This is a genomic window from Caballeronia sp. DA-9, from assembly GCF_051615025.1.
GTDB classification, from domain to species: domain Bacteria; phylum Pseudomonadota; class Gammaproteobacteria; order Burkholderiales; family Burkholderiaceae; genus Caballeronia; species Caballeronia sordidicola.
Map to the genome: position 1 here is coordinate 2,201,655 of NZ_CP195133.1, position 24,950 is coordinate 2,226,604.

The window sequence follows — 24,950 nt, forward strand, 5'->3', positions numbered from 1 at the left end:
CCCCAACGCTGCAGAGCAGCCGATTCATAATTCATATGGAGAAACATGAGCAAGTTTTGTGCTAACTGAAAATAAGGGAAACCCTAGACGGTAAATTGACTCCCTTCTTCGGCGAGCTCGAAATCATGCGGCATCGAGCCAATGCAAGATGCGCTGCCAGTCTTGTGGCGTCATGGCGCCGATCCAGTGGTCGTGACCAGCGCGGGGCAACAGCATGAGACGGGCATGATCGTGTTCACTGGCAAAGCGCGGCTGGAAATTCCGGGCGGCCCGGGTTTATACGCGTTCCCGAAATTCCCAGGTGCCGCGCGGCAGATCACGGCTAAAGCCGAAACCTACTCAACGGGTGAGAGCGGGATCGATCTCGTTGTGTGTCAGGCCGAATTCCGCCATGCGAGCGCGATGGTCCGGCGAACCGAGATATGAACGAAGTTGTTCGTTTACCGCATTGAGCAGATCACGGTTGTTTCTGTTAAACGAGAATGCGCCGAGTGGAAGCTTTCGCTGCTTGCCATTCGTTTCCTTGTGCGTCACGGCCTCAAGCACCGAGCCGCCGATAAGATCCGCCAGTATGCGATTTCCCAAGGCGGTGCTCGCATATGCATCGATCGCCCCCGAGCAAACCGCTTCGATAGCGTCGGCCTGCTGCTCGAAGATTTCTATCTGGTCCTCGCTTACGCCTGCCGCTCTCGCGGAGTTGTATTGCACTTGTCCGGCAATGATGCCAAGACGCGCATCACGACGTTTGCCGAGCGATGAATAGCTGTCGAGCGCTTTTGGATTTCCAGCGCGAACCAGGAAGCCGTCTCCTATCGCCCATACCGGCATGCTGAATGCGACCAGATTGGCACGTTCAGGCGTCACGAAAAGCGCAACGTTCATATCCCAGCGGCCGGCGTCCACCCCAGGCAGCAGTTCACTGAACGTCACCGGGCGATGCTCGATCTGCGTGACGCCAATCGCTCGCAGAACCGCGTTGGCCAGATCAATGTCGGCACCGGTCGCGATACTGTTCGCTTCCGTCCAGCCGAATGGAGGCTCTTCGATGTACGCAATCGTTATCTTCATCGGTGAATCTCGGGAGTTGACCTCGCTTGTTCCGCGAACGGCGCGCTCATTTGCTTGACGCCGGTAGAACTTTTTGCGACCGGAAATATTCCGGGCGACGAAAAACTTTGCTCTTCGCCGCCGTCACGCTGATGGGCCGGGTACCGACGAGCAAATGCGCATCGAATGCACCGCCGGTATGGAGGACGCAAATTGCCTTTGGGCTGCGCTGATACCAGGATGGAAACTGGCCGCGCAATGGGTCCCTCGGAAAATGCCAGGTCCCCCTTATATCGAGGCGAAGCACATCGCCCTTGAGAAAGCGTGTGGCATGCGGTTGCAATGCGATATCGACGGGAACAATCTCGCCAGCCCGCAGCGGTTCGGCAATGCGATGCGTGTGTACCGGCTGTGACGGTGACGAGCGTTCTTCGTCGAGTTCGCGATGCGCGGCACGTTGCCAGCCCTTCGACACCATGTCGCCGGAAAACCCGAACGAGCCTTCGAACTGCATCTCAACGCCGTCACGGATCTTGCGCACGCCCGCGAAAATAAAGACGTCGTCCGCGCCGCGCACCTCGACGTGCAGACGAAGCGCCATCGGCCCTATCAGGTCGATATCGTCCTGCACTGTCCAGATGAATTGTGCGGCGTGCCGATGAGTGTCGAAAGATACCGAGGTTGCAGGCCCCTCCTCGAGTTCGTCAACAAGCGTTCCTCGACGGGCGTCGAGTGCAAGCGCCCGCCATTGCAGATCGTCGGGCGGCCAGCTTTGTTCGCCGACCACGGCTACAGGATCCGGGCCGCCATCATGAATCGCAAGGCGCACCGCGGGTTCCTTGTCCCAGCCATTGTCGAGGCCCTTCAGCGTGTAGTCGAAAAAGCGCCCGCGTGCTTCCGTAGATTCGCGACCGTAGAAAGCACACCATTTTCCATCGCGATGCGTATAGAGCGATTTCAATGAGGAACCCGCATGCCGGAAGACATCAAACGACCCTTGCGTATGAAGTGAATGATCGGAAAAACTGCCACATACGAGGACTGGAACTTCAATACGCGCAAGGTCAGGGACAGTCGACTCATACCACTCGTCCCGTTCAAGGCGAGCGACGATTTCCTCACGAAATCGGGTGCCGGTTCTCACGCCCCCTCTCTTGAGTCCCTTGTCCCAGATGATGGTGAAGCCGTCTTCGCGAACTCCGCCCGGGCGTGCGAAATCCCGGTACAGATCACTGAGGCCTTCCCAAGGACAAATCGCCGCGAGATGCGGCGGCCGTAAAGCCGCCACCTTATATTCGCTGATCGCAAGATACGAGACGCCGTTCAAGCCTACTCGCCCGGAGCACCAGCTTTGCGTCCCGGCCCACTCGATGACGTCGTAATAATCCCGGGCTTCTTGATCCGAGAACAGTTCGCCCACGCCTTCGGCTGTTCCTCCTCCGCGCAAGTCCACATTGACTACCGCGTAGCCCCGAGGCACCCAGACTCCGGGATCAGGCGCCTCCCAACTCGTCCATTCCGAGAGATCGACAGGATGCGGCTGCGGAAACAGGCGGTACTGCAAATCAACGCCGCGGCCGCTTCGAGTTCGTGCGGGGATCTTGTCCTTGCCGTACGGATGAGCCGACATGATCACCGGCGCCGGCGCTCCGCTTTCGGGCCGGAAGACGTTGACGCGTAACGTCGTGCCGTCACGAACCTTCACCGGAACGTCCCAGTCGGCATGAACGCCAGCGGGCATCCTGTACACATGCACCTGTGGACGAATGGCGTTTCTAATGCGGCGAAACGCCAGCGTCATCGGTCCGACACTTTGCCGCCCACGATGCATGGTCATTATGCTTGCCGTTAGTGCAACGTTGTCAATGCCGTCAATGGCGGGAAAAAGACGATTACGCTATCTCGCGCTGAGCCTGGAATGTTCCGTTGGGCTGGTGGAAAACGATCTTCGTTACCGTCCCGTCTTCGTCGCGAACAAACTCCACGCGGTAGCCCTTCAGCTCGCGAACCGCAAAGACGCGCTCACGATAAGGATCGAGACGATAGGTCGGTTGCGCGGTCGGTGAGAGCGTGAGTTCGCCGTCGGCATCGATCGCGACCACGTGCACAATCGCGCCTCCACGATAAACCCCGGCACAGGCCTGGCGAAACGCCGGGTCGAGCGCCTCGCCCGAAGCGCCGCGATGAAACACAATATCCGCGACGCTGGGCTCGAGTGGGGCCAGGAGGCGGTCGATGCGCCCCTCGCGGTCATAGAGAAACGTCACGGCAAGGCCGTCCGGCCACAGTGTTCCAGGCTGCTCATCAAGTTCGAACGCGTCATAGTGGCGATGGATCAATGCGCCCGATATCCCCCGATAGCGAAACGCGAGGGCGTCACCCACGGCTTCAATTGTCACGCGGCCGTAGGCGGGATGGACATAGTCTCCGGCGTATTCGCTTAAAAACCGGCTCGGCGCATCGGTTCGTCGAGACGCGCGCTTCGCAGCGACATCGGCCGGGCGTTGCGCCACATAGGCGCGTCTCAACTCGCGGAAACGATCAAACCATGGAATCGCATCCTTGCCCATGAGATGGTCGAGAATTGCGTTCGTGACGATATCAGCGAGGGGAGATCCGCCGCGGTTGATGAGCACCGCGACGCCCGAGCGACGCTCGGGCAAAAGCGACATCAGCGTACTCCAGCCGATCCAGCCGCCGGAATGGCTTATGACCCGCTCGCCCCGATAATGATGAGTCGCGAGGCCAAGCCCGTAATGGCTTTCGCCGATTTCGGCGAAGTGCGACTTTCCGGTATGGACCCGTGGCTCGTAGAGCGCCTTCAGCCGCGCTGAGGAGACGAGCCGCACGCCATCAACCATGCCGTCAGCAAGATATAGGCGCATGTACCGCGCCATGTCGGACGCGGCAACATTGATACCGCCGGCCGGCGTATCGGCGATTGGCCAAAGTCGCGCACGTTGGCGCACGAACTCGCCTGCCTTATCTTGATCATGCAGGATATAAGGACGCGCGCTGTCAGGCGCGCGCTCCAGGTCAGTATCTGAAAAGCCGATATTGACCATTCCGAGCGGCCTCATGATCCGCTCCCGCGTGAAATCCTCCCAGGTCTGGCCGGAAATCCGTTCGGTGACCATCCCTGCCGCCACATAACCGAGGTTGCAATATTGATAAGTGGTGCGAATGTCCTTGCTTGGCTCAAGGTAGCGCAGCGCAGCAAGCATCTCAGCGCGCGAAAGGTCGCCCGGCATCCAGATCCAGTCGTGCCGCGGCAACCCGGTATGGTGGGAAAGCAGATCGATAACGGTGACGCGCTCCGTCGCGGCCGCATCATGCAGGCGAAACTCAGGCAGATAGTCGCGCACCGGCATGCTCCAGTCGAGCCGCCCCTCGTCGACCAGCATCGCGAGACCGAGTGCGGTGAAGGACTTGGTAACCGAACAAAGGATGAATTGGGTGTCTCCCGTGACGGGGAGGCCAGCCTCCACATCCCGTAGTCCATAGCCCCGGATCCAATCTTCTTCGCCATCGCGCGTGATCGCCAGTGCCAGGCCGGGTATCTGCCATTCCTGCATCGCATCGCGAATGAGTGTATCGAGGTTTTCGGACAGGAAGTTTGTCATGCGAACGGCTCCTTTTTGACCTGACGGCTATGAAAGGTTGACTCGATGCGCCGCATCGAACAGTTCGCAAGGCGAGATTCGGGCGGCGTTGCCGATTGTCAGCGATCCAGATGCGAATGTCGAACAGCCGGGCGCGCGCAGATCGCGCCGCCGCTATACACTGGCGCCCTTGGTCAACATTGCCTAACCCATGCCTGCAGAAGACCCTACCGACGCGCCACGCACCAACCCGCCACCTTTCAGACGCGAGCCGGTGCCCGATTTACCTCGAAAATTACCGGGCGGATCCAGTGGGATCGAGCCTGCGGTCGCTACCGGATTTTGCGCCCTGATGCTAGATACCGGCGCATGGGCTTTCACGCGCGACAAGAGTGGAGACTTTTTCCCCGCGCTCACCCCCATCTGCATGGTCGCGGGCGCCATTCTTACCGCTATCAGCGTTGCATTGTTCGGGCTTGTCTGGCTCAAGCGTCAGCGCGCTTCGCGCCCCAAATAACCATGTTGCAGTGTCTGGGCGCTGTTGAGCCCTGGAAACCCGTGACGCATCAAGGCTCGCGGGTTTTTGTTTTCCACCGCCGGGCGATCCTCTTCGTCCAATGTCATCTGTTCGCCATGCGACGCGGTTACGGTGCTGTACCGCCACAAAAAAACAATCCTCACGATGTCGTCGACGTCCAAGCTCGACCGCGAACAGCACGACACCGCCGCTGCCTTTAAAGCAGCCCGGGCAAGTGTCCTCTTGAATGCAGTGCTGATGACAGTGCAGATCGTCATCGGATGGATGGCTTTTTCGGACGGCCTGCTCGCCGACGGCATTCACACCCTCGCCGATCTGGGCGCCGACGGCATGGTGTTGATCGTGCTGCGCCTGAGCACGGCCGCGGCGCATCGCCGGACCGGATTCGAATTCGACCGGTCCGAGCGCTACGAAACCGCAGGCTCCCTCCTCATCTCCATCTTGCTGATCGCAACCGGGATGGAGACGCTCTGGACCAGCCTCAGCCACATGAGCGACGCGGGCGTCGCACCCTCTGTTCATGCACCCGCGCTCGTGGTCGCGGTATTCGTGATCGTCGCCAAGGAGGCGTTGTTCCGCTACATCATGAGCGTGGCCAGGCGCACCCGCTCGACCATTCTGGTCGCCAGCGCGTGGCACGCCCGCTCGGACGCCATTTCCGCGTGTGTCGCCGTGCTCGGGATCGTGGGCAGCATGGCCGGCGTGCCGATGTCGGATAGCCTCGCCGCAGCGCTCATCGGCCTGATGATCGCGCGAATGGGATGGACGCTGGGCTGGAAAACGTTCAAGGAATCCTTCGCGCGAACCGCCGCAGGAACGACCGGCCGATAGCCAACGTCGCGTCCCGGATCAAGCGCGCGCCTGCTCCCCAATCCTGAACACCGATACTGCCGCTTTCAGGTGGCGCGTCTGCTCATGCAGCGAAGTTGCCGCCGCGGCCGCCTGCTCCACCAGCGCCGCGTTCTGCTGCGTCATTTCATCCATCTGCACGACGGCCTGATTCACCTGCTCGATACCCGTGCTCTGTTCGAGCGATGAAGCGCTGATCTCGGCCATCATTTGCGTGAGCCGCGAGATCGATGCGGATACGTCGCGCATCGCCTCGCCGGCGCGTTCGGCCAGCGCCGAGCCATCGTTCACTTGCGAAACCGATTCGCCGATCAACGCCTTGATCTCCTTCGCCGACTGCGCGCTGCGTTGCGCAAGCCCGCGCACCTCGCTTGCGACGACGGCAAAACCGCGCCCCTGTTCGCCCGCCCGCGCCGCTTCGACCGCCGCGTTCAGCGCGAGGATGTTGGTCTGGAACGCAATGCCGTCGATGACTGAGATGATCTCAGCGATCTTGTCCGAACTCTTCGCAATGCTGTTCATCTTTTCGACGACCTGATCGACCACGCCGGTGCCTCGCGAGGTCGCGGTCAATGCATCGCCGGCGAGACTGTTGGCGTCGCGTGCATGCTCCGCGTTCTGCCGCACCGTGGCCGTCAGTTCCTCCATGCTCGACGCCGTTTCTTCAAGCGACGCCGCCTGATTCTCCGTGCGAGCCGACAGATCGGCGTTGCCGGTGGCGATTTCATCGGCACCCAGGTTGATGGAATCGGACGACTCGCGCACGGTCCTCACGGTGTGCGCGACGCTCGATTGCATCGCGGCAAGGCCGGCGAACAGGCGGCCGATCTCGTTGCTGCCGCGCTCGGCAATGCGCTCGTCGAGCTTGCCCTCGGCGATCCGCTCGAAGTGGCGGCCTGCTTCCTCGAGCGGCGCGATCACGCCCCGGCGCAAGCCAATGTGAACAAGTACGACACCGATCACCAGCGCCACGAAAATCGCCAGTCCGACGCCTCGGAAGAGGTTCAGGCGTGCGTCGATGGAATCCAGATACGACTGGCTCGCGGCGTCGCTAAAATTGGCGAAAATGCGTTGCTCGCCGAGGTATCGGTCCTGGAAACCTTGCGTTGGCTGATCGAGGAAAGCCTGGATATTGTTGCTGTCGAGAAACTGGGCAAGTTCGGTCAGCGCGCCGTGATAGGCCTTGAATTTTTCCTGTAACGCGGCGGCGTGCGCCTGGTTTTCATCGCCGGTCTTCGGTGCGCTGAGAAAGGCGCTGAACGACTTGTCAGCAAGCGCAAGTTGCTCGCGCGCGTGCTGGACGATCTCGACCGGCTCTGTGCCGCCACGAACCATGCGCGTGCCCGCGCGCGAGAGGTTGATGCGCGCATCCATCAGGCGCTGCGTGGTTTCGTTGACCGAGTTGACCTGCCTGAGCGCGATGTTCGAAAGATTGCTGACATCGTCGTGAGTGGATGTGAGAGACCAGAAACCCAGGCCTTCCGTCAGGACCTGGAACAGGCAGAACACGGCGAGCACGAACAGCAGGCCGGTTGCAACACTTACTTTCTTGAGCATTTTGACGACTCTATAAAACGAGGTATTCGAAGTTGTCCGCGTGCATCCCGCTCTTTCGATCGATGAACCCGGAAAACGCAGCCAGCGAGCGCGATTTGCCGTGGCAAACGCAACGCGATGCAGGTCGATGAGCGTGGGAAAGCGAAACGTTTTCGCTGGAAGCGGCGTCGATTGATCGAGGATGAGATTGCAGCGCAAGGGTGACAGCTTGTTAACGGCGATCCAAAGCCATACTTGAGGCATTGACCCGCGTTGAGGCTATGCTTTGCAGTCCCGCCGAAAGAATCATCCGGCCCCCAAAACGCCTTTTCCCTTAGAACGACAACACTAAAGATGACGGACACCGAAAACCCGGCGCTCAAGGAGATATTCAACGAAGCCCGCTTCCGGCAGGCTGCACGCGAGGTGAAAGCGGTGTATCCCGCGTTCGATACCCGGCGCTTCTTGAAGCTCGCGCTCGCGGACATGGAAACCTTGAGCCTCATGCAGCGCCTTCGCCGCATGACGCATGCGCTGCGAGCGACGCTTCCCGGCGAATACACGCAAGCGCTCGACATTCTTCGCGCGCTCGCACCGACCATGAAACCGGGATTTTCGACGCTGGTTCTTCCCGACTACGTGGGTCAGTACGGCCAGGATCACTTCGAACTTTCCATGGACGCGCTCAAGTACTTCACTGGCTTTGGTTCATCGGAGTTCGCCGTTCGCGAGTTCCTTCGCCACGACCTGAAGCGGGCGCTCGCCATCATGAAAGTCTGGTCGCGCGACGAAAGCGACGCAGTGCGCCGGCTCGCAAGCGAAGGCTCGCGTCCGCGCCTGCCGTGGTCGTTCCGGCTCGACGCCATCATGGCCGATCCCGCGCTCACGGCGCCCATACTCGAGAACCTGCGCGCGGACCCAAGCCTCTACGTGCGCAAGTCCGTCGCCAATCATCTCAACGACGTAACCAAGGTTCATCCCGACTGGGTGCTGGACCGGCTGACAACGTGGCCCATCGATAACCCGCATACGGCGTGGATCGCGAAACGTGCGTTGCGCTCGCTGATCAAGGAAGGCAACGGCCGCGCGCTGGCGTTGATCGGCGCGGGTGGCGCACCGGACGTCAGGCTGAGCAAGTTCGCCGTTTCGCCGTCTCGGGTTGCGCTTGGCGAACGCATCATCTTGTCGTTCGATCTTGCGTCGAAGAGCGAGGAGAGCCAACGGCTCGTGATCGACTACCGCATGCACTACGTGAAAAAATCAGGCGCGACCGCAGCGAAGGTTTTCAAGCTCAAGGAGCTGACGCTTGCAGGCGGCGCGCGCGTTTCAATAGAACGCACGCAGAACATCCGTGACTTCACCACACGCGTGCATTACGCGGGACGGCATGACGTGGAAATCCTGGTAAATGGCGTGTGCCTGGCGAAGGGCTATTTCGATTTGAGTTGCTGAGCCTGAATCAGGCCGTCCACCAGCGCCCTTTCGGGCCGCTGGAGCGCGTCCAGATCACGCACGACAATCAGCAACTGGCGCGGGGCCCATCGATCCGTCAGTTCCACGATCCGAATGCCCAGCGTTCCCCTGTAGCGCCGCGCCGCGGTGACAGGAACGATCGCGATTCCGGCTCCATGCTCGACCATGCAGCAGACATTCTCGAAGGTCCTCATGCGGGCACGAAAATAGAAGTTCTGTCCCGCGAACAGCGCCTGCTCGCCAAGATATTCCGAGAGTGCGCTACCCGCGCTCAGGCCAATAAATGCCTCGCCTAGCACGTCCTTGAGCGCCACTTTTCGCCGTCCGCTCAACGCATGATCGCGCGCGACGATCAGCACGAGCCGGTCAGTTGCGAACGCAAACGCCTGCAGTGCGCCATGCTCCACGGCATCGGCCACGATACCGATTTCCGCCGATCCGTTAAGCACCGCCTTGACGGTCTCGGCGCTCTGCCGCTCCTTCATGTCGATATGAACGTTCGGGTGGTCGCGAAGAAACTCGGCCAGCGGACGCGGCAGGAATTCGGTGACCGCCGCGGTGTTCGCCCATAGACGAATGCGCGTCTTGCGCGCCTCGGAATGCTCGCCCAGCTCGCCTTGCATGCGCTCGATCTGCGCGAGCACGAGGCGCGCATGATGCGCGAGCGTATCGCCGGCCGGCGTGGTCTCCACACCGCGCCGCCCGCGCTCGAGCAGCGGCATGCCCAACGCGTCTTCCATGCCTCTCAGCCGCGCACTCGCGGACGGCAGCGACATGTTCGCCTGCGCCGCGCCATGCGTGATGCTGCCTGTTTCCAGGATGTAGAGAAAGAGCCGCAGGTCGACGAGATCGAAGCGCATCGGCAGGAACGTTATGTTTGACGAGCCTTAGTTATACCCTAAGGCACAGTACATATCATCCGCATTGTGATCCGCCGCGATCCCGGCAGAATGACGTCGATTGAACCTTCCAGTCGCCGCCGATGACCTCTCCTGCTGCAGCGCATGTCGCCATCATCGGGCTCACGTTCCTGATCGCCGGCACCGTCAAGGGCGTCACGGGCATGGGCCTGCCGACCGTCGCCATGGGCGTGCTCGGCACGTTGATGCTGCCCGCGCAGGCGGCCACGCTCCTGATCCTGCCGTCCCTGATCACGAACGTGTGGCAATTGTTTGCGGGTCCCGGCGTGATCGCGCTGGCAAAACGTTTCTGGCCGATGATGGCAGGCATTGTGGCGGGCACGATTGGCGCGGCGTCATTCATTGCGGGCAGCGGCGGAACGTGGGCCGTGACGGGACTGGGAGCGGCGCTGACGCTTTACGCCATGTCCGGATTGTTCGCGTGGCGCTTCGCAGTAAAGACAGAATATGAACGGCGGCTCTCGCCTGCCGTGGGCATTGTCACCGGCCTGATCACCGGCGGGACGGGCGTGTTTGTCGTGCCGGCAGTCCCTTATCTGCAGGCTCTGGATCTGAAAAAAGAGGATCTGGTGCAGGCGCTCGGCCTATCATTTACGGTATCGACGGTGGCCCTTGCAATCGGACTCGCGCGCGAAAATGCATTCGCAATCGGGGACGTCAACCACTCGCTGCTTGCCGTGGTTCCCGCGTTGCTTGGCATGTGGATCGGGCAGCATGTTCGCGAGCGCATCAGTCCCGCGACCTTTCGCCAATGGTTTTTTATCTGCCTGCTCGCGCTGGGTCTTCAATTGCTCTTGCGGCATTTGATTTAACCGGGACCACCGAATCATCAGGAGATCCAACGCGATGTTATCTCCGCTACTCGAAACACTCGGCGCGCTGGCTGTCCTGGTGAGCCTCGTTGTGAACCTTCGCGCGCTGCTGGACCGGCGTCGATAAACGGAGTTGGGCACCCCGCCGCACAATTAACGTTGCCAGGGCGCGGCCTGATCGTTCCCGGCCTTGCCATATTTCCGCGAAGCCGCGCGGACGACCTGCATCTCGATCTCGCCCTCGTCGGCCAACGCCTTGAGCGCGGCAAGCACAATCGACGCACGATCCACTTCGAAGAACTCACGTAGCGCCTGGCGTGTGTCGCTACGGCCAAAACCGTCGGTGCCGAGCGCCACGTAGCGTCGCGGCACATATGCGCGAATCAGTTCCGGCACGGCACGCACGTAGTCGGTCGCGGCGATCACCGGACCGCGCGACGAACCCAGCGCCATGTTCACATAAGGAACCGGCGCGTCCTCGCCAAGGCGCGCGAGGCGTTCGGCCGCCATGCCGTCGCGCTGCAACTCGGTGAAGCTCGTCACGCTCCATACCGCTGACTCAATGCCCCAGTCCTCGCGCAACATCCGCTGCGCAGCGATCACTTCGCCAAGGATCGCACCCGCGCCAAGCAGTTGCACTTGCGCGGCTTGATCCGGTTTGGCCGCGAGCGGATACATGCCCTTGAGAATGCCCTCGCGCACGAGGGCAAGATCGCCGCCCGGCACCGATGGCTGCGCGTAGTTCTCGTTCATCGCGGTGATGTAGTAGAAAACGTCGTGCTGGCGTTCGAGCATCTCGCGCATGCCTTCGTCGACGATCGCGACAAGTTCATAGGCGAACGCGGGATCGTAGGCGCGGCAGTTGGGTATGGTCGATGCCACCAGATGGCTGCTGCCGTCCTGATGCTGCAATCCTTCGCCGCCGAGCGTGGTCTTGCCCGCTGTCGCGCCGATCAGGAAACCCCGCGCGCGCTGATCGGCCGCCGCCCAGATGATGTCGCCAATGCGCTGAAAGCCGAACATGGAGTAATAGATATAGAACGGCAGCATGGGCAGGTCGTGCACGCTGTAGGACGTCGCCGCTGCAATCCACGATGACATCGCACCCGCCTCCGAGATGCCCTCCTCCAGGATCTGCCCCTTGGTGTCTTCGCGGTAATAGAGCATGGAACCGAGGTCTTCCGGCTCGTACAACTGACCGAGCGGCGAGTAGATGCCGACCTGCCGGAACATGTTCGCCATGCCGAAGGTGCGGGCCTCGTCGGCGACGACCGGCACCACGCGCGAACCCAGCGAGGAGTCTTTCATCAGGCTGCCGAACATGCGCACGATCGCCATGGTGGTCGACATTTCCTTGCCGGCGGCGTCGAGCGCGAATTGTCCCCAGCCTGAGATGGAAGGTACGACCAATCCCTTCGATGCAACCCTGCGCCGTCGCGGCAAATATCCGCCAAGCGCTTCACGGCGCGCATGGAGATACTGCATCTCGGGACTATCGCTGGCGGGCTTGTAGAACTTCACCGCCTCGACATCCGCGTCGGAAAGCGGCAAACGAAAACGATCGCGGAACGCCTTGAGGTCCTCGAAACCAAGCTTCTTTTGCTGATGCGTCGTCATGCGCCCCTGGCCCGACGTGCCCATGCCGAAGCCCTTCATGGTCTTGGCGAGGATCACCGTCGGCTGGCCGCTGTGTGCGAGCGCCTTGGCATAGGCCGCGTGGAGCTTGCGCACGTCGTGGCCGCCACGGCGCAGGCGGTCGATGTCTTCGTCGCTCAAGCGCGATGCCAACGCGGCAAGCTCCGGATTCTGGCCGAAGAAACGTTCGCGGTTGTACGCGCCGTCGTTCGCGGAAAAGGTCTGGAACTGGCCGTCGACGGTATGCGCGAACGCGCGCAACAACGCATTGCTCTGGTCGCGCGCGAACAGCGCGTCCCAGTCCGATCCCCACAGCACCTTGATCACGTTCCAGCCCGCACCGACAAACTGCGCCTCGAGTTCGTCGATGATGCGCCCGTTGCTGCGCACCGGCCCGTCGAGCCGCTGCAGGTTACAGTTAATCACGAAGACCAGATTGTCGAGCTGTTCGCGTGCGGCCAATGACAATGCGCCGATGGACTCGGGCTCGTCCATTTCTCCGTCGCCGAAGAAGCCCCACACTTTTCTGTCCTGCGTCGCAGCGAGGCCGCGGTTGTGTAAATAGCGCATGAAACGCGCCTGGTAGATCGAGTTGATCGGACCAATGCCCATGGAGCCGGTCGGGAACTGCCAGAAGTCCGGCATGAGCCACGGATGCGGGTACGAGCACAATCCTGGCCCCGCAATTTCCCGCCGATAGTGCTCCAGATGCGCCTCGCTCAGGAAGCCTTCCAGATACGCGCGCGCATAAACGCCCGGCGATGAATGCGGCTGGAAGTACACGAGATCGCCGCCTGTGCCTTCACCGGCATCGGGCGCGGCGGCGCGAAAGAAATGGTTGAAGCCGACTTCGAACAGATCGGCCGCCGATGCATAACTCGCAATGTGTCCGCCAAGCTCGCCATATGCCTTGTTCGCGCGCACGACCATGGCGAGCGCATTCCATCGCAACGCCGCAGCGAGTCTTTCTTCTATTTCCAGGTTGCCCGGATAACGCTGCTCGTCGGCTGGCGCAATGCTGTTGGTGTAAGGCGTGACCCGCGCGCGCGATGACTCGATTCCGAGTGACAAAGCATGCTCTGCCAGCCGGTCATACAAATACTGCGCGCGATCCCGGCCGACGTGTTCCGTAACCGCATCCAGCGCCTCCAGCCATTCGGCGGTTTCAGCCGGATCGCTATCTTGGCGACCTCGCGATAAGGAAATGATCTGTTCGCTTCCGCTGGATAAATCGGTCATGGCAAAACTCCGCGTCTGGATGGAGATACTTCGCTGCTTGTGACCACAGCTTATCTGGCGCCGCGCAGAATGTGCCTCTGAATTGCTTTTCATCCGCTATGCGGATAGTGTATTTATTCTGCGCCGCTCCACTTTTCCAGAATATTCGAGTTATGACGACATCACCTAAACGGCTGGACCGCATCGATATCGGGATCTTGAATCAGTTGCAGCAGAACGCCCGCATCACGAACGCGGAACTGGCGCAGGCGGTGAACCTGTCGCAAACGCCGTGCTTCAACCGCGTGCGCGCGCTCGAAAAACTCGGGCTTTTCAAACAGCAGGTGACGTTGCTGAACCCCGAGCTGCTCGGCCTGCGCATCAACGTGTTCATTCAGGTGAGCCTCGCCAAGCAGGACGAAGATGCGTTGAGCGGTTTCGAGGAAGCAATCAGCGAACGGCCCGAAGTCATGGAGTGCTACCTCATGACAGGCGATGCCGACTATCTGCTGCGCGTGATGGTGCCGGACATTCAGGCGCTGCAGCGTTTTATCGTGGAGCGGTTGACGAAGATTCCGGGGGTATCGAACATTCGATCGAGCTTTGCGCTCAAGCAGGTGCGCTACAAGACGGCGTTGCCGTTGCCTTCGTCGGGAATGACGCTGCCGGAACCCGATGCAAGCGCCGACACAGAATGGAGCTAGCGGTTATAAGGGATTATAAAAACCGCGTGCTGAAGCTCACACAATCACAAGTCGATCTGCGGAACACGAAACGAACTCGTCAGTGACCGCAGTTCCGCTCGATGCAGTTCGGCCAGACGCGCAAGCAATTTCTCCCCCGTCTTCTGCAGATGTACTTCAACCTGACGACGGTCGCTCTCGCTCACTTTTCGCCTGACCAGATTCAGCGCTTCGCAGCGGGAGACGAGCGCGACCACGCCGTGGTGTTGCGCCTGAAGCCGCTCGGCAAGCTCGCCGATGGTCGCCCACTCGCGCTCCGGATAACCCTTGATGTGAAGCAGCAGCAAGTACTGCAACGGCGTGATGCCTTCGCTCTGCGCGGCTTGCTCCGAAAACCGCTCGAAGCGGCGCATCTGATAGCGAAATTCCGATAACTGCTCGAAGTCGGCTTTGACCAGGCCGCGAGTCCGGCGAGTCCGTTCTGTCATCGAAGATCCGTCGCGCAGTGAAAACGAAAATATAGCAGGACTCGCTGCCCGATCCTTGTTATCCCGCGGCCGTCTCCCTCGTGCGCAGTTGCTCGACATGAGCCTGCCGATACAAGCCAGCGAGCAAGTCCGATTGCGTGATCATTCCAGCAAGCTTTTTGTCGGCGTTGAGCACGGGAATGTGGTGGTGCCCGTAGGTCGCGAAGATCGGCACCAGATCGGCAATGGTCGCGCTCGCATCAACGGTGCGAACATGGCTGCTCATCAGTGAGCGCACCGAAGGCACGGGACCCGTGCTGCGTTTCAACCAGCGCGGCGTGATGCTCGATACTTCGAATCCTGTGGCCGCGCTGTACTTGTCCATCAAATCCGAGCGCGTCACGATGCCGATTACGCGTTGAGCATCGTCCGTGACGGGCAGCGCCTTGACGTCATGGCGTTTGAGCAGGTCCCGGGCGGACGTCGCGAGCTCGGACGCCGCCACCGTGACAACGGGCGTCGACATGATGTCCGCGCACGCCAGATCGCGAAACGTGCGTGCGTACGCGAGCATTTGCGTGTCGCGCATCAGCGATTCGAGATCGTCCGGGTCGATGTCCAGAAGTTCGTCGCGGCGATCGAGCACGGCTTGAATATCGGCACGCGTAATGCCTGGACTCGATGTTCGCGCCGCCGCGTTTTCATCCGGCGCTGGCGCGTGATGCACCGCATGCGGATAGCGATGCCCGGTCACCGCGTGATACACGATGGCCGCGGCCAGCAGCGCGCCCGACTGGAACGCGATAGGAGCGATCACGAATCCAAAGCCCATCGCATGCACGGCGGGGCCGCCAAGCACTGCGGTCAATGCAACCGCGCCCGATGGAGGATGCACACACCTGAGCGCGAACATGAAGCCGATGGCGAGCGCGACGGCGAATGCGGCAGCGCACACAGGATTGGCGATCAGCGCCGCGCACGCAACGCCCACGGTTGCCGACACGAGATTGCCGCCGATGATGGACCACGGTTGCGCAAGAGGACTGGCGGGAACCGCGAAAAGCAGGACCGCGGAAGCGCCCATGGGCGCAACCAGAAACGGAATCGCCGACGCCGATCCGGGCAGGAGATGTATTGCCGACCCGGTGAACGCGATCCCGATCAATGCACCCAGGCATGAGCGAAACCGTTCGGGCCATTTGATCGTGATGGGACCCGGCATGAAACCCCGGAGCCAATGGCCTATGGCAGATCTGGACAAAATCAAGTGCGCGCGCGTTAGGGGAAACAAGCCGTATTCGCGAGGTACAGAACTGTTTCAGTCTGGAGCCGATCGCAGTCATTATGTTCGATTGTGATATACAAATCCGTCTCCTCATGCTGCAGTGCGAAACGCCTATTGATGGCGTTGCATGCGTATGGAAGGTGAATATTCTCGTTCAGAGAAGCCCCGAACCAGTGCCTAATATATCACATACCGACGATTTGTCAGCAGTCCGCATACTTTCCCGATCAGGGAAAACCTTCGTATCGTGTGAATTCGAGCGACCTGTACTGCGTTTTATTTGCTGATCCTGGAATTCACCCTATTGCGCCCTTGTCCTGAAGAGAGCCGGGCTCGCTGATCTGTGGCAACCCCGACGCATCATGCTTTTTCGCGGAAAAAACGCAACGCAATACATTATCAAGTGGGATAGGGACATAAAGTATGAAAGCGAAAATACATCACGAAATGATATAGTTTTTGCTTCCGGCACAAAAGATGACAATGCCGTTCGACTCCAGCCGAACGCTGTCCGCTCGCCATGCCTCGTTACTTCAATGTCAGGATCGACGTCAACATGAATACGGCAAAAGGAGACTTTGCTACCGATGTCCGGCTTCTCCGCATCACGGCTATCGCGGCGGTCGTCGGCGTCCTGAGTACGCTAGCGGCGGATTTCCTGCTCCATGTAATCCGCTTTTTCACTAATCTGTTCTTCTATCAAACGCTGTCGATCGCGGACCATTCTCCTTCGGATAACACGCTCGGTCTATGGGTGATCGTCATCCCGGTGATAGGCGGCTTGATTGTCGGCCTGATTGCGCGCCTTGGGTCGGAGCAGGTTCGCGGCCACGGCATTCCCGAGGCCATAGAAGCGATCCTCTTCGGCAAGAGCAAGATGTCGCCGAAAGTAGCCGTACTCAAACCACTGGCGTCAGGCATTGCGATTGGCAGCGGCGGCCCGTTCGGCGCGGAAGGCCCAATCATCATGACGGGCGGCGCAATCGGATCGTTTATCGCGCAGTTCTTTCACCTGTCGAGCGGCGAGCGCAAGACGCTGCTGGTCGCGGGCGCCGTCGCCGGCATGACTGCGGTATTCGGATCGCCGGTGGCCTCCGTTTTGCTCGCCGTCGAACTGCTGTTGTTCGAGTTGCGGCCACGCAGCTTGCTGCCCGTCGCCGTGGCATGCGCGGTAGCCGGTTTCGCGCGGCCCTTGCTGATCGCGAGCGGCGCGTTGTTTCCCTTGCAGACGCAACCGCTTGGAACGCTAGGCCTGCTGTCTTGCGCCTTTGCGGGAATCGTGACGGGCGCGCTTGCATGGCTGCTTTCCAGTTCGCTCTACAAGGTGGAGGACTGGTTTCATCGACTACCCGTTCACTGGATGTGGTGGCCCGCGCTTGGCGGCCTCGCGGTCGGGATCGGCGGCTATTTCCAGCCGCGTGCACTCGGTGTTGGTTATGACGTGATGGGCGACATCCTGCTCGGCCATCTCGCGGCCGGTGTCGTGCTCACCATCGTCTTGGTGAAAGCCGTTATCTGGGTCATCGCGCTGGGTTCGGGCACATCCGGTGGCGTACTCGCGCCGCTCCTGATGATGGGCGCGGGCGTCGGCGCGTTGCTCGGTCCTGCCATGCCTGGCGGCGCTCCCGGTGTATGGCCGCTGATCTTCATGGCGGCCATGCTCGGCGGCATGATGCGAGCGCCTATGACCGCCGTGATCTTCGCTTTCGAACTCACGCACGACACCAACGCGCTATTGCCGGTGCTGACCGCTGCAGCGGTTTCATACGGCTTCACTGTGCTGTTCATGCGGCGCTCGATCCTGACCGAGAAGATCTCGCGACGCGGACGTCATACGTATTGCGAATACGGCATCGATCCGCTCGAACGCCATCATGTCGATGAAGTCATGTCGTCCAATGTACAAACGATCGACGCCAACCAAAGCCTGGCCGACGTCCTCGCGCAGCAGTTTGGATCGCAGCAAGACCACCGTGCCTACCCTGCCGTTCGCGGTGGCGTACTGCTTGGCGTGCTGGATCGGCATACACTCGGCGCGGCGCATGAAAAAACGCCGCATGCGCTGGTTGGCGATGTGTTTGGCGATCCGTTCGGCGAGTGCGCTCCGCACTTCGCGTTGCCCGATGAAACCTGCCGCGCCGTTGCGGCGCGCCTTGCAGCGCATTCGCTCGATCGCGTTCCCGTTGTAGCCGATGCGAAAAACCTGCGGCTCATAGGCATTGTGACCCGCCACGATCTGGTCAAGCCGTCGTGGTCGATCTTTAACGAAGAACGGCGGCACGAGCGTTTTCGCCGGATTGGTATTGGGCGGAATAAATCCGTTGCACCCGCAAAGTGAACACGCCTCCTGAAGTCATTTAATTAATACAAAACAGATTCAAAATACTTTCATTATATTTAATCTGGAAAATGCGTCGAAAGCCATTCGATTGGCTAACGATGCATTCCACGCATGAACCTACCGGGGTTAATACCAATCCGGCTGATCGTTTCAAGCATCCGCTTAAACAGCGGCGTACACTCTTTCGTGCCGACGCAAGCCGGGCGCCTTATGTGGCGCGGCGCAAAGGAGACCACGGCCTCGTCGTTCTTTTAATTAGATACGCGAAACAAGGGGAATACGGCAATGAGCTGGACGCGAGAACAAAGGAACGTGACCATAGCGGCCTATCTTGGCTGGACACTGGACGCCTTCGATTTCTTTCTGATGGTTTTCATATTGAAGGATATCGCCGCCGAGTTTAATACCAAAATCCCGGAGGTCGCGTTTGCAATTACTTTGACACTTGCAATGCGCCCAATCGGAGCATTGATCTTCGGGCGTCTCGCCGATAAATTCGGCCGTCGCCCAACGCTGATGATCAACATCGCGATCTATTCGTTGCTTGAGCTGCTGTCCGGCTTCTCGCCGAATCTTTTCACGCTGCTGGTGTTGCGCTCGCTGTTCGGTATTGCAATGGGCGGCGAATGGGGCGTCGGCTCCGCGCTCACCATGGAAACCGTGCCGACCAAAGCACGCGGATTCGTATCCGGCCTTTTGCAGGCCGGATATCCGAGCGGTTATCTGCTTGCTTCCATTGTGTTCGGCGTTGCATATCAGTACGTTGGCTGGCGCGGAATGTTTTTTATCGGCGTCGCGCCTGCGCTGCTGGTGTTGTATGTGCGTGCGCATGTACCTGAATCGCCCGCCTGGAAAGCCATGGAGAAGCGGCCGCGGCCCGGTTTGCTCAAGACGCTCAAGCAGAACTGGCAGTTGTCCGTGTATGCCATCATTCTAATGACGGCATTCAATTTCTTTTCGCACGGCACTCAGGATCTGTATCCGACTTTCTTGCGCGAGCAGCATCATTTTGACCCCCACACGGTTTCGCTTATTACGATCGTGCTGAATATCGGCGCAATTTGCGGCGGCCTGTTTTTCGGGTCGATGTCCGAAAAAATCGGGCGTCGATGGGCAATCTTCATTGCCGCGTTGATCGCGTTGCCGGTATTGCCGCTGTGGGCATTTTCAAGCGGTCCGGTCGCGCTCGCAGCCGGCGCATTTCTCATGCAGATATCGGTACAAGGCGCGTGGGGCGTCATCCCCGTTCACCTCAATGAAATCTCGCCCGACGAAATCCGCGCCACCTTCCCCGGGCTTATTTATCAACTCGGGAATTTGCTGGCTTCGGTCAACGCGACCATGCAGGCGTCGATTGCGGTCAAGAACGGCGATAACTACGGGCTCGCAATGGCGCTGGTCGGCGGTACGGTGGCCGTGGTGATTGCCGCGTTGATTTTCTTCAGCCGGGAACGGCGCGGTATCGACATGACCGAATCCGCCGAGCAGGTCGCCGCCCGGGCGTCCGCATAATCCTTGCAACTTTCTCGGGGCGCCACTCGGCGCCCCGTTCTGGTCATACATTTCCTGAGAGTTTTAGGCGCACGATCGTTCTCTTTCTAGAGAGCGCGCTCCATTAAATGGCTTGTCGATCCGGACAAACGTTTTTATCTTCGGTTAAACGCCCGTTTTAATCAGAGGCATACAATCCGGAGACGCCATTGCCTAACCGTTCCATCCCGCCTAGCCGGCCGGCCGATACCAAGACCCGACTGCTCGACGCCGCCGAAGCCCAATACATCGATTCGGGCTACGAGGCCATGTCCTTGCGTCAGATCACGGCGCGCGCGAACGCCAACCTCGCGGCAGTCAACTATCATTTTGGCGGCAAGGACGCGTTGATCCACGCCATGCTGACACGCCGTCTCGACGACCTCAACGCCAACCGACTGGCACTGCTCGAACGCTTCCAGTCGATACACGGCGCGCACCTCACCTGCGAGCATGTTCTCGGCGCGATGTTTATCCCCGCGCTACAGCAGTCGCGTTGCCCCGAGAAAAGCGGCCCCGCATTGTTGCGCCTTCTCGGGCGCGCATACACGGACCCGTCGCCATTCATTCGCGGTTTTCTTCGCAGCATGTACACGGACATCGCCGAACGATTTTTCGTGGCCTTTCAGACCGTGCTGCCACACTTGCCCCGCGAAGAACTCGGATGGCGGCTGCACTTCTGCATTGGATCGCTTTCGGGCATTCTCGCGGGCGCGGATACAAACAGCCTGATCGATGACTTCACACAAGGGCAGCGTCTGAACGATCCGCAACTCATAGGACGCCTCGCGCTCATCATGGTGGCGGCGCTCAAGGCGCCCCCGGCCGCGATAAAAGCGCCATGTCCGTTCCAGTCGATGTTCGCCGAATGCGAGGCTGCGCCCGGCAAGACGCTCGAAAGCGATACTGCGGCGCAGCACGCGCTGGCCTGAAACGCATAGCGAGTAACAGGTCCACAATGTGCTGGAGATTGCGCACCGTTTCTGCGTCATTCCCGCGTTACTTGACGCATCGGACATCATCATAAGAGGTCGTCATGACTGCCAGCTTCGTGGTTGCTTTGTTCATCGTAAGCGGCGTGTTGATCTACATGCAGGCGCCCGCAGTCGCGTGGCTTGCATGGGCCGTGATCTGGGTCGCAGCGGGTTGGTTCGCGGGCATCACAGGACCTGTTGTCACCACGCTGCTTGCCATTGCCTTCGTCCTGCCCGCGCTGGTTCTCGCCATCAAGCCGCTGCGTCGTGCGCTCGTAACGAAATCCATCTTCGATCTCTTTCGCAAGATCCTCCCGCAAATGTCGCCGACCGAACGCGACGCCATTGAAGCCGGCACGGTCTGGTGGGACGCTGCGCTTTTCTCGGGACGTCCGGAGTGGGACACGCTGCTTGCAACCGGCGCGCCGGTCTTGACGCTGGAAGAACGCGAATTCATCGACGTGGAATGCACGCGGCTTTGCGATATTGCGAACGACTGGGAGACGACCGCAATCTGGCAGGACCTGTCGCCCGAAGCGTGGGCGTTCATCAAGTCGCAGGGCTTTCTCGGCATGATCATTCCGAAGCAATATGGCGGCAAGCAATTCTCCGCTTATGCGCATTCGCAAGTCATCATGAAACTCGCGACGCGCTGCTCCGCCGCAGCCGTCTCGGTGATGGTGCCGAACTCGCTGGGTCCCGCTGAATTGCTCATGCATTACGGCACGCAAGCACAAAAGAACCATTACTTGCCGCGCCTTGCGCGTGGCGATGAAATTCCCTGCTTCGCGCTGACAAGTCCCTACGCGGGATCAGACGCGGCCGCGATCCCGGATATCGGCATTGTTTGCAACGGCGTGCACGAAGGCCGCGAAACGCTCGGATTCCGCGTGACCTGGGAAAAACGCTACATTACGCTCGGTCCCATTGCGACGGTGCTTGGCCTTGCGTTTCGCGTGCTCGATCCCGACCATCTGCTTGGTCCCGCCGACGAACCCGGCATCAACTGCGCGCTGATTCCAACCCGTCATCCCGGGGTGAACATCGGGCGGCGTCACTGGCCCCTCAATGCGGTGTTCCAGAACGGCCCGAATTGGGGCCGCGACGTTTTCATTCCGATGGACTGGGTGATCGGCGGACGCGAGCAAGTCGGCAATGGCTGGCGCATGCTGATGGAATGTCTCGCGGCGGGACGGGCGATCTCGCTGCCGTCGTCGAACGTGGGAATGGCCAAGCTCGCGGTGCGCGGCACGGGCGCCTATTCGGCGGTGCGCCGCCAGTTCCGCACGGCCATCGGCAAGTTTGAAGGCGTGCAGGAAGCGCTCGGGCGCATGGGCGGCAATCTGTATGTAATGGACGCAGCGCGGCGCCTGTCGGCGCAAGCGGTCGACCTGGGCGAGAAACCGTCGGTGATTTCCGCGATCGCGAAATATCACATCACCGAACGCGCGCGCAAGGTCATCAACGACGGCATGGATGTGGTGGCAGGCAAAGGCATCTGCATGGGACCGTCGAATTTCCTGGCGCGCGCTTATCAGCAAGTGCCCATTTCCATCACGGTGGAAGGCGCGAATATCCTCACGCGCAGCCTCATCATCTTCGGCCAGGGTGCGATCCGCTGTCATCCGTATGTGCTCAAGGAAATGGCGGCGACACAAAACACGGACCACGCGCGCGGCCTCGCCGAGTTCGATAACGCCTTCTTCGGCCACGCGAGTTTCACCGCGTCGAACGTGATGCGCAGCTTCGTGTATGCGCTGGGTGCAAGCGCGTTGATCGCGAAACCGCGCCGTGCCGATGCGCGCCTCGTACCCTACTACCGCGCATCGACTCGCATGGCGACGGTCTTTGCTTTGCTGGCCGATGTTTCCATGTTCGTGCTCGGTAGCGAGTTGAAGCGGCGCGAACGCTTGTCGGCAAGACTCGGCGATATCCTTTCGCAGCTCTATCTGATTTCGGCGACGCTCAAGCGCTTCGAGGACGACGGCCGTCCCGAAGCCGACTTGCCGCTCGTTCAATGGGGCGTCGAAGACGCGCTGCATCAGGCGCAAAGCGCTTTCGACGCCGTGCTGTCCAACTATCCGAACCGGCTCGCCGCCGGTTTCGTGCGTGCGCTCGCGTTTCCGTTCGGCATGCCGCATCGCGTGCCGGGTGATCGGCTCGGAACCTCGATCGCGGAACTGATGACCACGCCCGGCGAAGCACGCGAACGCCTGATCGCGGATTCCTATGCGCCCGATGCGAATGTCGATCCGATGGGTTACGGCGAGCTGATGTTCGCATTGAGCCCGCACTATGCGCAAATCGAGCACAAGCTGCGGGACGCGGTGAAATCGAAAAAGATCCCGCCGATGCCCCAAAGCCTGATCGAGCTGAAAGCATGGGCGGCGGCCTGCGAGGCAAGCGGGTTGATCGATGCGAATGAAGCTCAGGTACTCTCCGACTACGCGCGTTACGGCGCGGAAGTCGTGAAGGTGGACGACTTCGGAGCGGATTTCGGTATGCTCGATGCGTTGCAGAAGCGCCATCAGGCGCTCGCGAACGAGCCAGAGGATATCCCGGCATGATCCTTCAAACAGGCGTGCAAACGCGCATCGGGCAGTCATGAAAGACCGCTATCTGGACTTCGTCAATAAACCGTTCGGCGCGAGCGTCGCGCGGTCCATCGGATTGCCGCGCCCGGAAGTGCTGCGCCGGCACGCGAAAGGCCAAAGTGAATTTGGTGGAATCGCGGCCATTGGCGCGGGTCCGTCGCCCACGCTTTTCGAGCCGCTGATGACGCTGCTGGGTTCTATCGGCATGACGAGTGTCGCGCATGAAAGTGCGCTGGACTGGCTTCAAGTGGCAGCGCGGCACGGCGCCATGAGCGGCCGCTTCGAGCCGCGCTCGCCCGATGCGCCGCCGAACGATCGCGTACAAGCGCTTATCTTCGATGCAACCGGCATAGCCGACAGCACGCAATTGCATGGGCTCTTCGGCTTCTTCCACGACGCCATCCGGTCGGTTGCAAAAAGTGGCCGCATCATCGTGCTCGGATTGCCGCCGCAGTCTTGCGCGTCGCCGCGAACCTGGACGGCGCAGCGCGCGCTCGAAGGCTTGACGCGCTCGCTTGGCAAGGAAGCGCGCAGCGGCATTTCGTCGAACCTCGTGCAAGTGGAACCCGGCGGCGACATGCAAGGCGCATTGCGATTCCTGCTGTCGCCGCGCTCGGCGTATGTATCGGGACAGGTCGTTCGTATCGATGCAACGCCCGCCTCGCCGCCCGCCGACTGGAACCAGCCACTGGCAGGCAAGCGTGCTCTGGTCACGGGTGCGGCGCGGGGTATTGGTGCGGCGATTGCGCAGGTGCTGGCCGAGCGCGGCGCGCACGTGATCGGACTCGACGTGCCCGAGGCGCAAGACGCGCTCGACCAGACCATGCTCGCGCTGGAAGACACCTGGCCGTCGCAAGGCGCGCATACGGCGCTCGTCGCGGATATTGCCGCGACCGATGCGCCCGCCACGATTTCAGAGACGCTCGCGGCGCTCGGCGGTATCGATATCGTCGTGCATAACGCCGGCATCACGCGCGACAAGACCATTGCGAAAATGACCGAAGCCGCGTGGGACAGCGTAATCGACGTGAATCTCGGCGCGCAGGAACGTATCGACGAAGCGCTGCTCAATGGCGATGTGCTGCACATGGGCGGCCGGATCATAGGCGTGTCGTCGATCAGCGGCATTGCGGGTAATTTCGGACAGGCCAACTACGCGACATCGAAAGCCGGGGTGATCGGGCGGGTGCAAGGCATGGCCAAGCCGCTGGCCGCGCGAGGCATCACGATCAATGCGGTGGCGCCTGGGTTTATAGAAACGCATATGACCGCGAAAATGCCGCTCGCGCTGCGTGAGGCCGGACGGCGCATGAATTCGATGAGCCAGGGCGGCCTGCCGGTCGACGTGGCCGAGGCCATTGCGTGGCTTGCCAGCCCGGCTTCCAGCGGGATAACCGGCAACGTGCTGCGCGTATGCGGTCAAAGCCTGATCGGAGCATGAACATG

18 protein-coding genes are annotated in these 24,950 nt (G+C 60.6%); 10 read left to right on the plus strand and 8 right to left on the minus strand.

Annotated elements, in window-relative coordinates:
• Positions 1-339: 339 nt before the first annotated feature.
• From ACRWA7_RS26290 to ACRWA7_RS26300, 3 genes are read right to left on the minus strand one after another with little or no spacing between them, the layout of a single operon-like run.
• Complete coding sequence (locus tag ACRWA7_RS26290) at positions 340-1,068, minus strand: transporter substrate-binding domain-containing protein (protein ID WP_438393226.1); 729 nt, start codon at positions 1,066-1,068, stop codon at positions 340-342.
• 46 nt (positions 1,069-1,114) lie between these two features.
• Positions 1,115-2,884 carry a CocE/NonD family hydrolase gene (locus tag ACRWA7_RS26295; protein WP_438393227.1) on the minus strand — a complete coding sequence of 590 codons (1,770 nt, stop codon included), beginning with the start codon at positions 2,882-2,884 and terminating at the stop codon, positions 1,115-1,117.
• A 55-nt stretch (positions 2,885-2,939) separates the two neighbouring features.
• Positions 2,940-4,670: a serine hydrolase gene (locus ACRWA7_RS26300; protein ID WP_438393229.1), complete on the minus strand. Its 1,731-nt coding sequence runs from the start codon at positions 4,668-4,670 to the stop codon at positions 2,940-2,942.
• A 331-nt stretch (positions 4,671-5,001) separates the two neighbouring features.
• On the opposite strand from ACRWA7_RS26300, the gene ACRWA7_RS26305 reads away from it, so the two are divergent.
• Together ACRWA7_RS26305 and ACRWA7_RS26310 are read left to right on the plus strand one after the other, a co-directional pair.
• Positions 5,002-5,166: a hypothetical protein gene (locus ACRWA7_RS26305; protein WP_157766618.1), complete on the plus strand. Its 165-nt coding sequence runs from the start codon at positions 5,002-5,004 to the stop codon at positions 5,164-5,166.
• Between the two features lie 165 nt (positions 5,167-5,331).
• The gene (locus ACRWA7_RS26310) at positions 5,332-6,018 is read left to right on the plus strand and encodes a cation diffusion facilitator family transporter (protein ID WP_438393231.1); all 687 of its coding nucleotides are present in this window, start codon (positions 5,332-5,334) and stop codon (positions 6,016-6,018) included.
• A gap of 18 nt (positions 6,019-6,036) precedes the next feature.
• Here ACRWA7_RS26310 and ACRWA7_RS26315 read toward each other — a convergent pair whose 3' ends face one another.
• On the minus strand, positions 6,037-7,593 hold the full coding sequence (locus tag ACRWA7_RS26315) for a methyl-accepting chemotaxis protein (protein WP_438393232.1): 1,557 nt from the start codon (positions 7,591-7,593) through the stop codon (positions 6,037-6,039).
• Positions 7,594-7,926: 333 nt separating this feature from the next.
• Between ACRWA7_RS26315 and ACRWA7_RS26320 the strand changes: the two genes are divergently transcribed.
• The gene (locus ACRWA7_RS26320) at positions 7,927-9,024 is read left to right on the plus strand and encodes a DNA alkylation repair protein (RefSeq protein WP_438393233.1); all 1,098 of its coding nucleotides are present in this window, start codon (positions 7,927-7,929) and stop codon (positions 9,022-9,024) included.
• Here ACRWA7_RS26320 and ACRWA7_RS26325 read toward each other — a convergent pair.
• The gene (locus tag ACRWA7_RS26325; protein ID WP_438393234.1) at positions 9,003-9,905 is read right to left on the minus strand and encodes a LysR substrate-binding domain-containing protein; all 903 of its coding nucleotides are present in this window, start codon (positions 9,903-9,905) and stop codon (positions 9,003-9,005) included. The genes ACRWA7_RS26320 and ACRWA7_RS26325 overlap by 22 nt on opposite strands.
• Positions 9,906-10,027: 122 nt before the next feature.
• Here ACRWA7_RS26325 and ACRWA7_RS26330 point away from each other — a divergent pair, with 122 nt between their 5' ends.
• Positions 10,028-10,777, plus strand: coding sequence for a sulfite exporter TauE/SafE family protein (locus ACRWA7_RS26330; protein WP_438393236.1), 750 nt, complete (start codon positions 10,028-10,030; stop codon positions 10,775-10,777).
• Between the two features lie 153 nt (positions 10,778-10,930).
• On the opposite strand, the gene mdeB is transcribed toward ACRWA7_RS26330, so the two are convergent.
• Positions 10,931-13,651: an alpha-ketoglutarate dehydrogenase gene (mdeB, locus tag ACRWA7_RS26335; protein WP_438393238.1), complete on the minus strand. Its 2,721-nt coding sequence runs from the start codon at positions 13,649-13,651 to the stop codon at positions 10,931-10,933.
• 152 nt (positions 13,652-13,803) lie between these two features.
• On the opposite strand from mdeB, the gene ACRWA7_RS26340 reads away from it, so the two are divergent.
• A complete protein-coding gene (locus ACRWA7_RS26340; RefSeq protein ID WP_438393240.1) occupies positions 13,804-14,334 on the plus strand; it encodes an Lrp/AsnC family transcriptional regulator in 531 nt (176 codons plus the stop codon).
• Positions 14,335-14,378: 44 nt separating this feature from the next.
• Here ACRWA7_RS26340 and ACRWA7_RS26345 read toward each other — a convergent pair whose 3' ends face one another.
• Positions 14,379-14,801 (minus strand): MarR family winged helix-turn-helix transcriptional regulator, encoded by a 423-nt coding sequence (locus tag ACRWA7_RS26345; protein WP_060818953.1) that lies wholly within the window; start codon positions 14,799-14,801, stop codon positions 14,379-14,381.
• A 58-nt stretch (positions 14,802-14,859) separates the two neighbouring features.
• Positions 14,860-16,041, minus strand: a complete 1,182-nt coding sequence (locus ACRWA7_RS26350; RefSeq protein WP_438396789.1) for an HPP family protein — start codon at positions 16,039-16,041, stop codon at positions 14,860-14,862.
• Between the two features lie 580 nt (positions 16,042-16,621).
• Between ACRWA7_RS26350 and ACRWA7_RS26355 the strand changes: the two genes are divergently transcribed.
• The 5 genes from ACRWA7_RS26355 (at position 16,622) to ACRWA7_RS26375 (ending at position 24,945) form a co-directional block, all read left to right on the plus strand.
• On the plus strand, positions 16,622-18,403 hold the full coding sequence (locus ACRWA7_RS26355; protein ID WP_438393241.1) for a chloride channel protein: 1,782 nt from the start codon (positions 16,622-16,624) through the stop codon (positions 18,401-18,403).
• 288 nt (positions 18,404-18,691) lie between these two features.
• Positions 18,692-19,918, plus strand: coding sequence for an MFS transporter (locus ACRWA7_RS26360; RefSeq protein WP_060818957.1), 1,227 nt, complete (start codon positions 18,692-18,694; stop codon positions 19,916-19,918).
• 188 nt (positions 19,919-20,106) lie between these two features.
• Positions 20,107-20,868, plus strand: coding sequence for a TetR/AcrR family transcriptional regulator (locus ACRWA7_RS26365; protein WP_438393244.1), 762 nt, complete (start codon positions 20,107-20,109; stop codon positions 20,866-20,868).
• A 104-nt stretch (positions 20,869-20,972) separates the two neighbouring features.
• On the plus strand, positions 20,973-23,477 hold the full coding sequence (locus ACRWA7_RS26370) for an acyl-CoA dehydrogenase (RefSeq protein ID WP_438393246.1): 2,505 nt from the start codon (positions 20,973-20,975) through the stop codon (positions 23,475-23,477).
• A 37-nt stretch (positions 23,478-23,514) separates the two neighbouring features.
• A complete protein-coding gene (locus tag ACRWA7_RS26375) occupies positions 23,515-24,945 on the plus strand; it encodes a 3-oxoacyl-ACP reductase (protein WP_438393247.1) in 1,431 nt (476 codons plus the stop codon).
• Positions 24,946-24,950 lie beyond the last annotated feature (5 nt).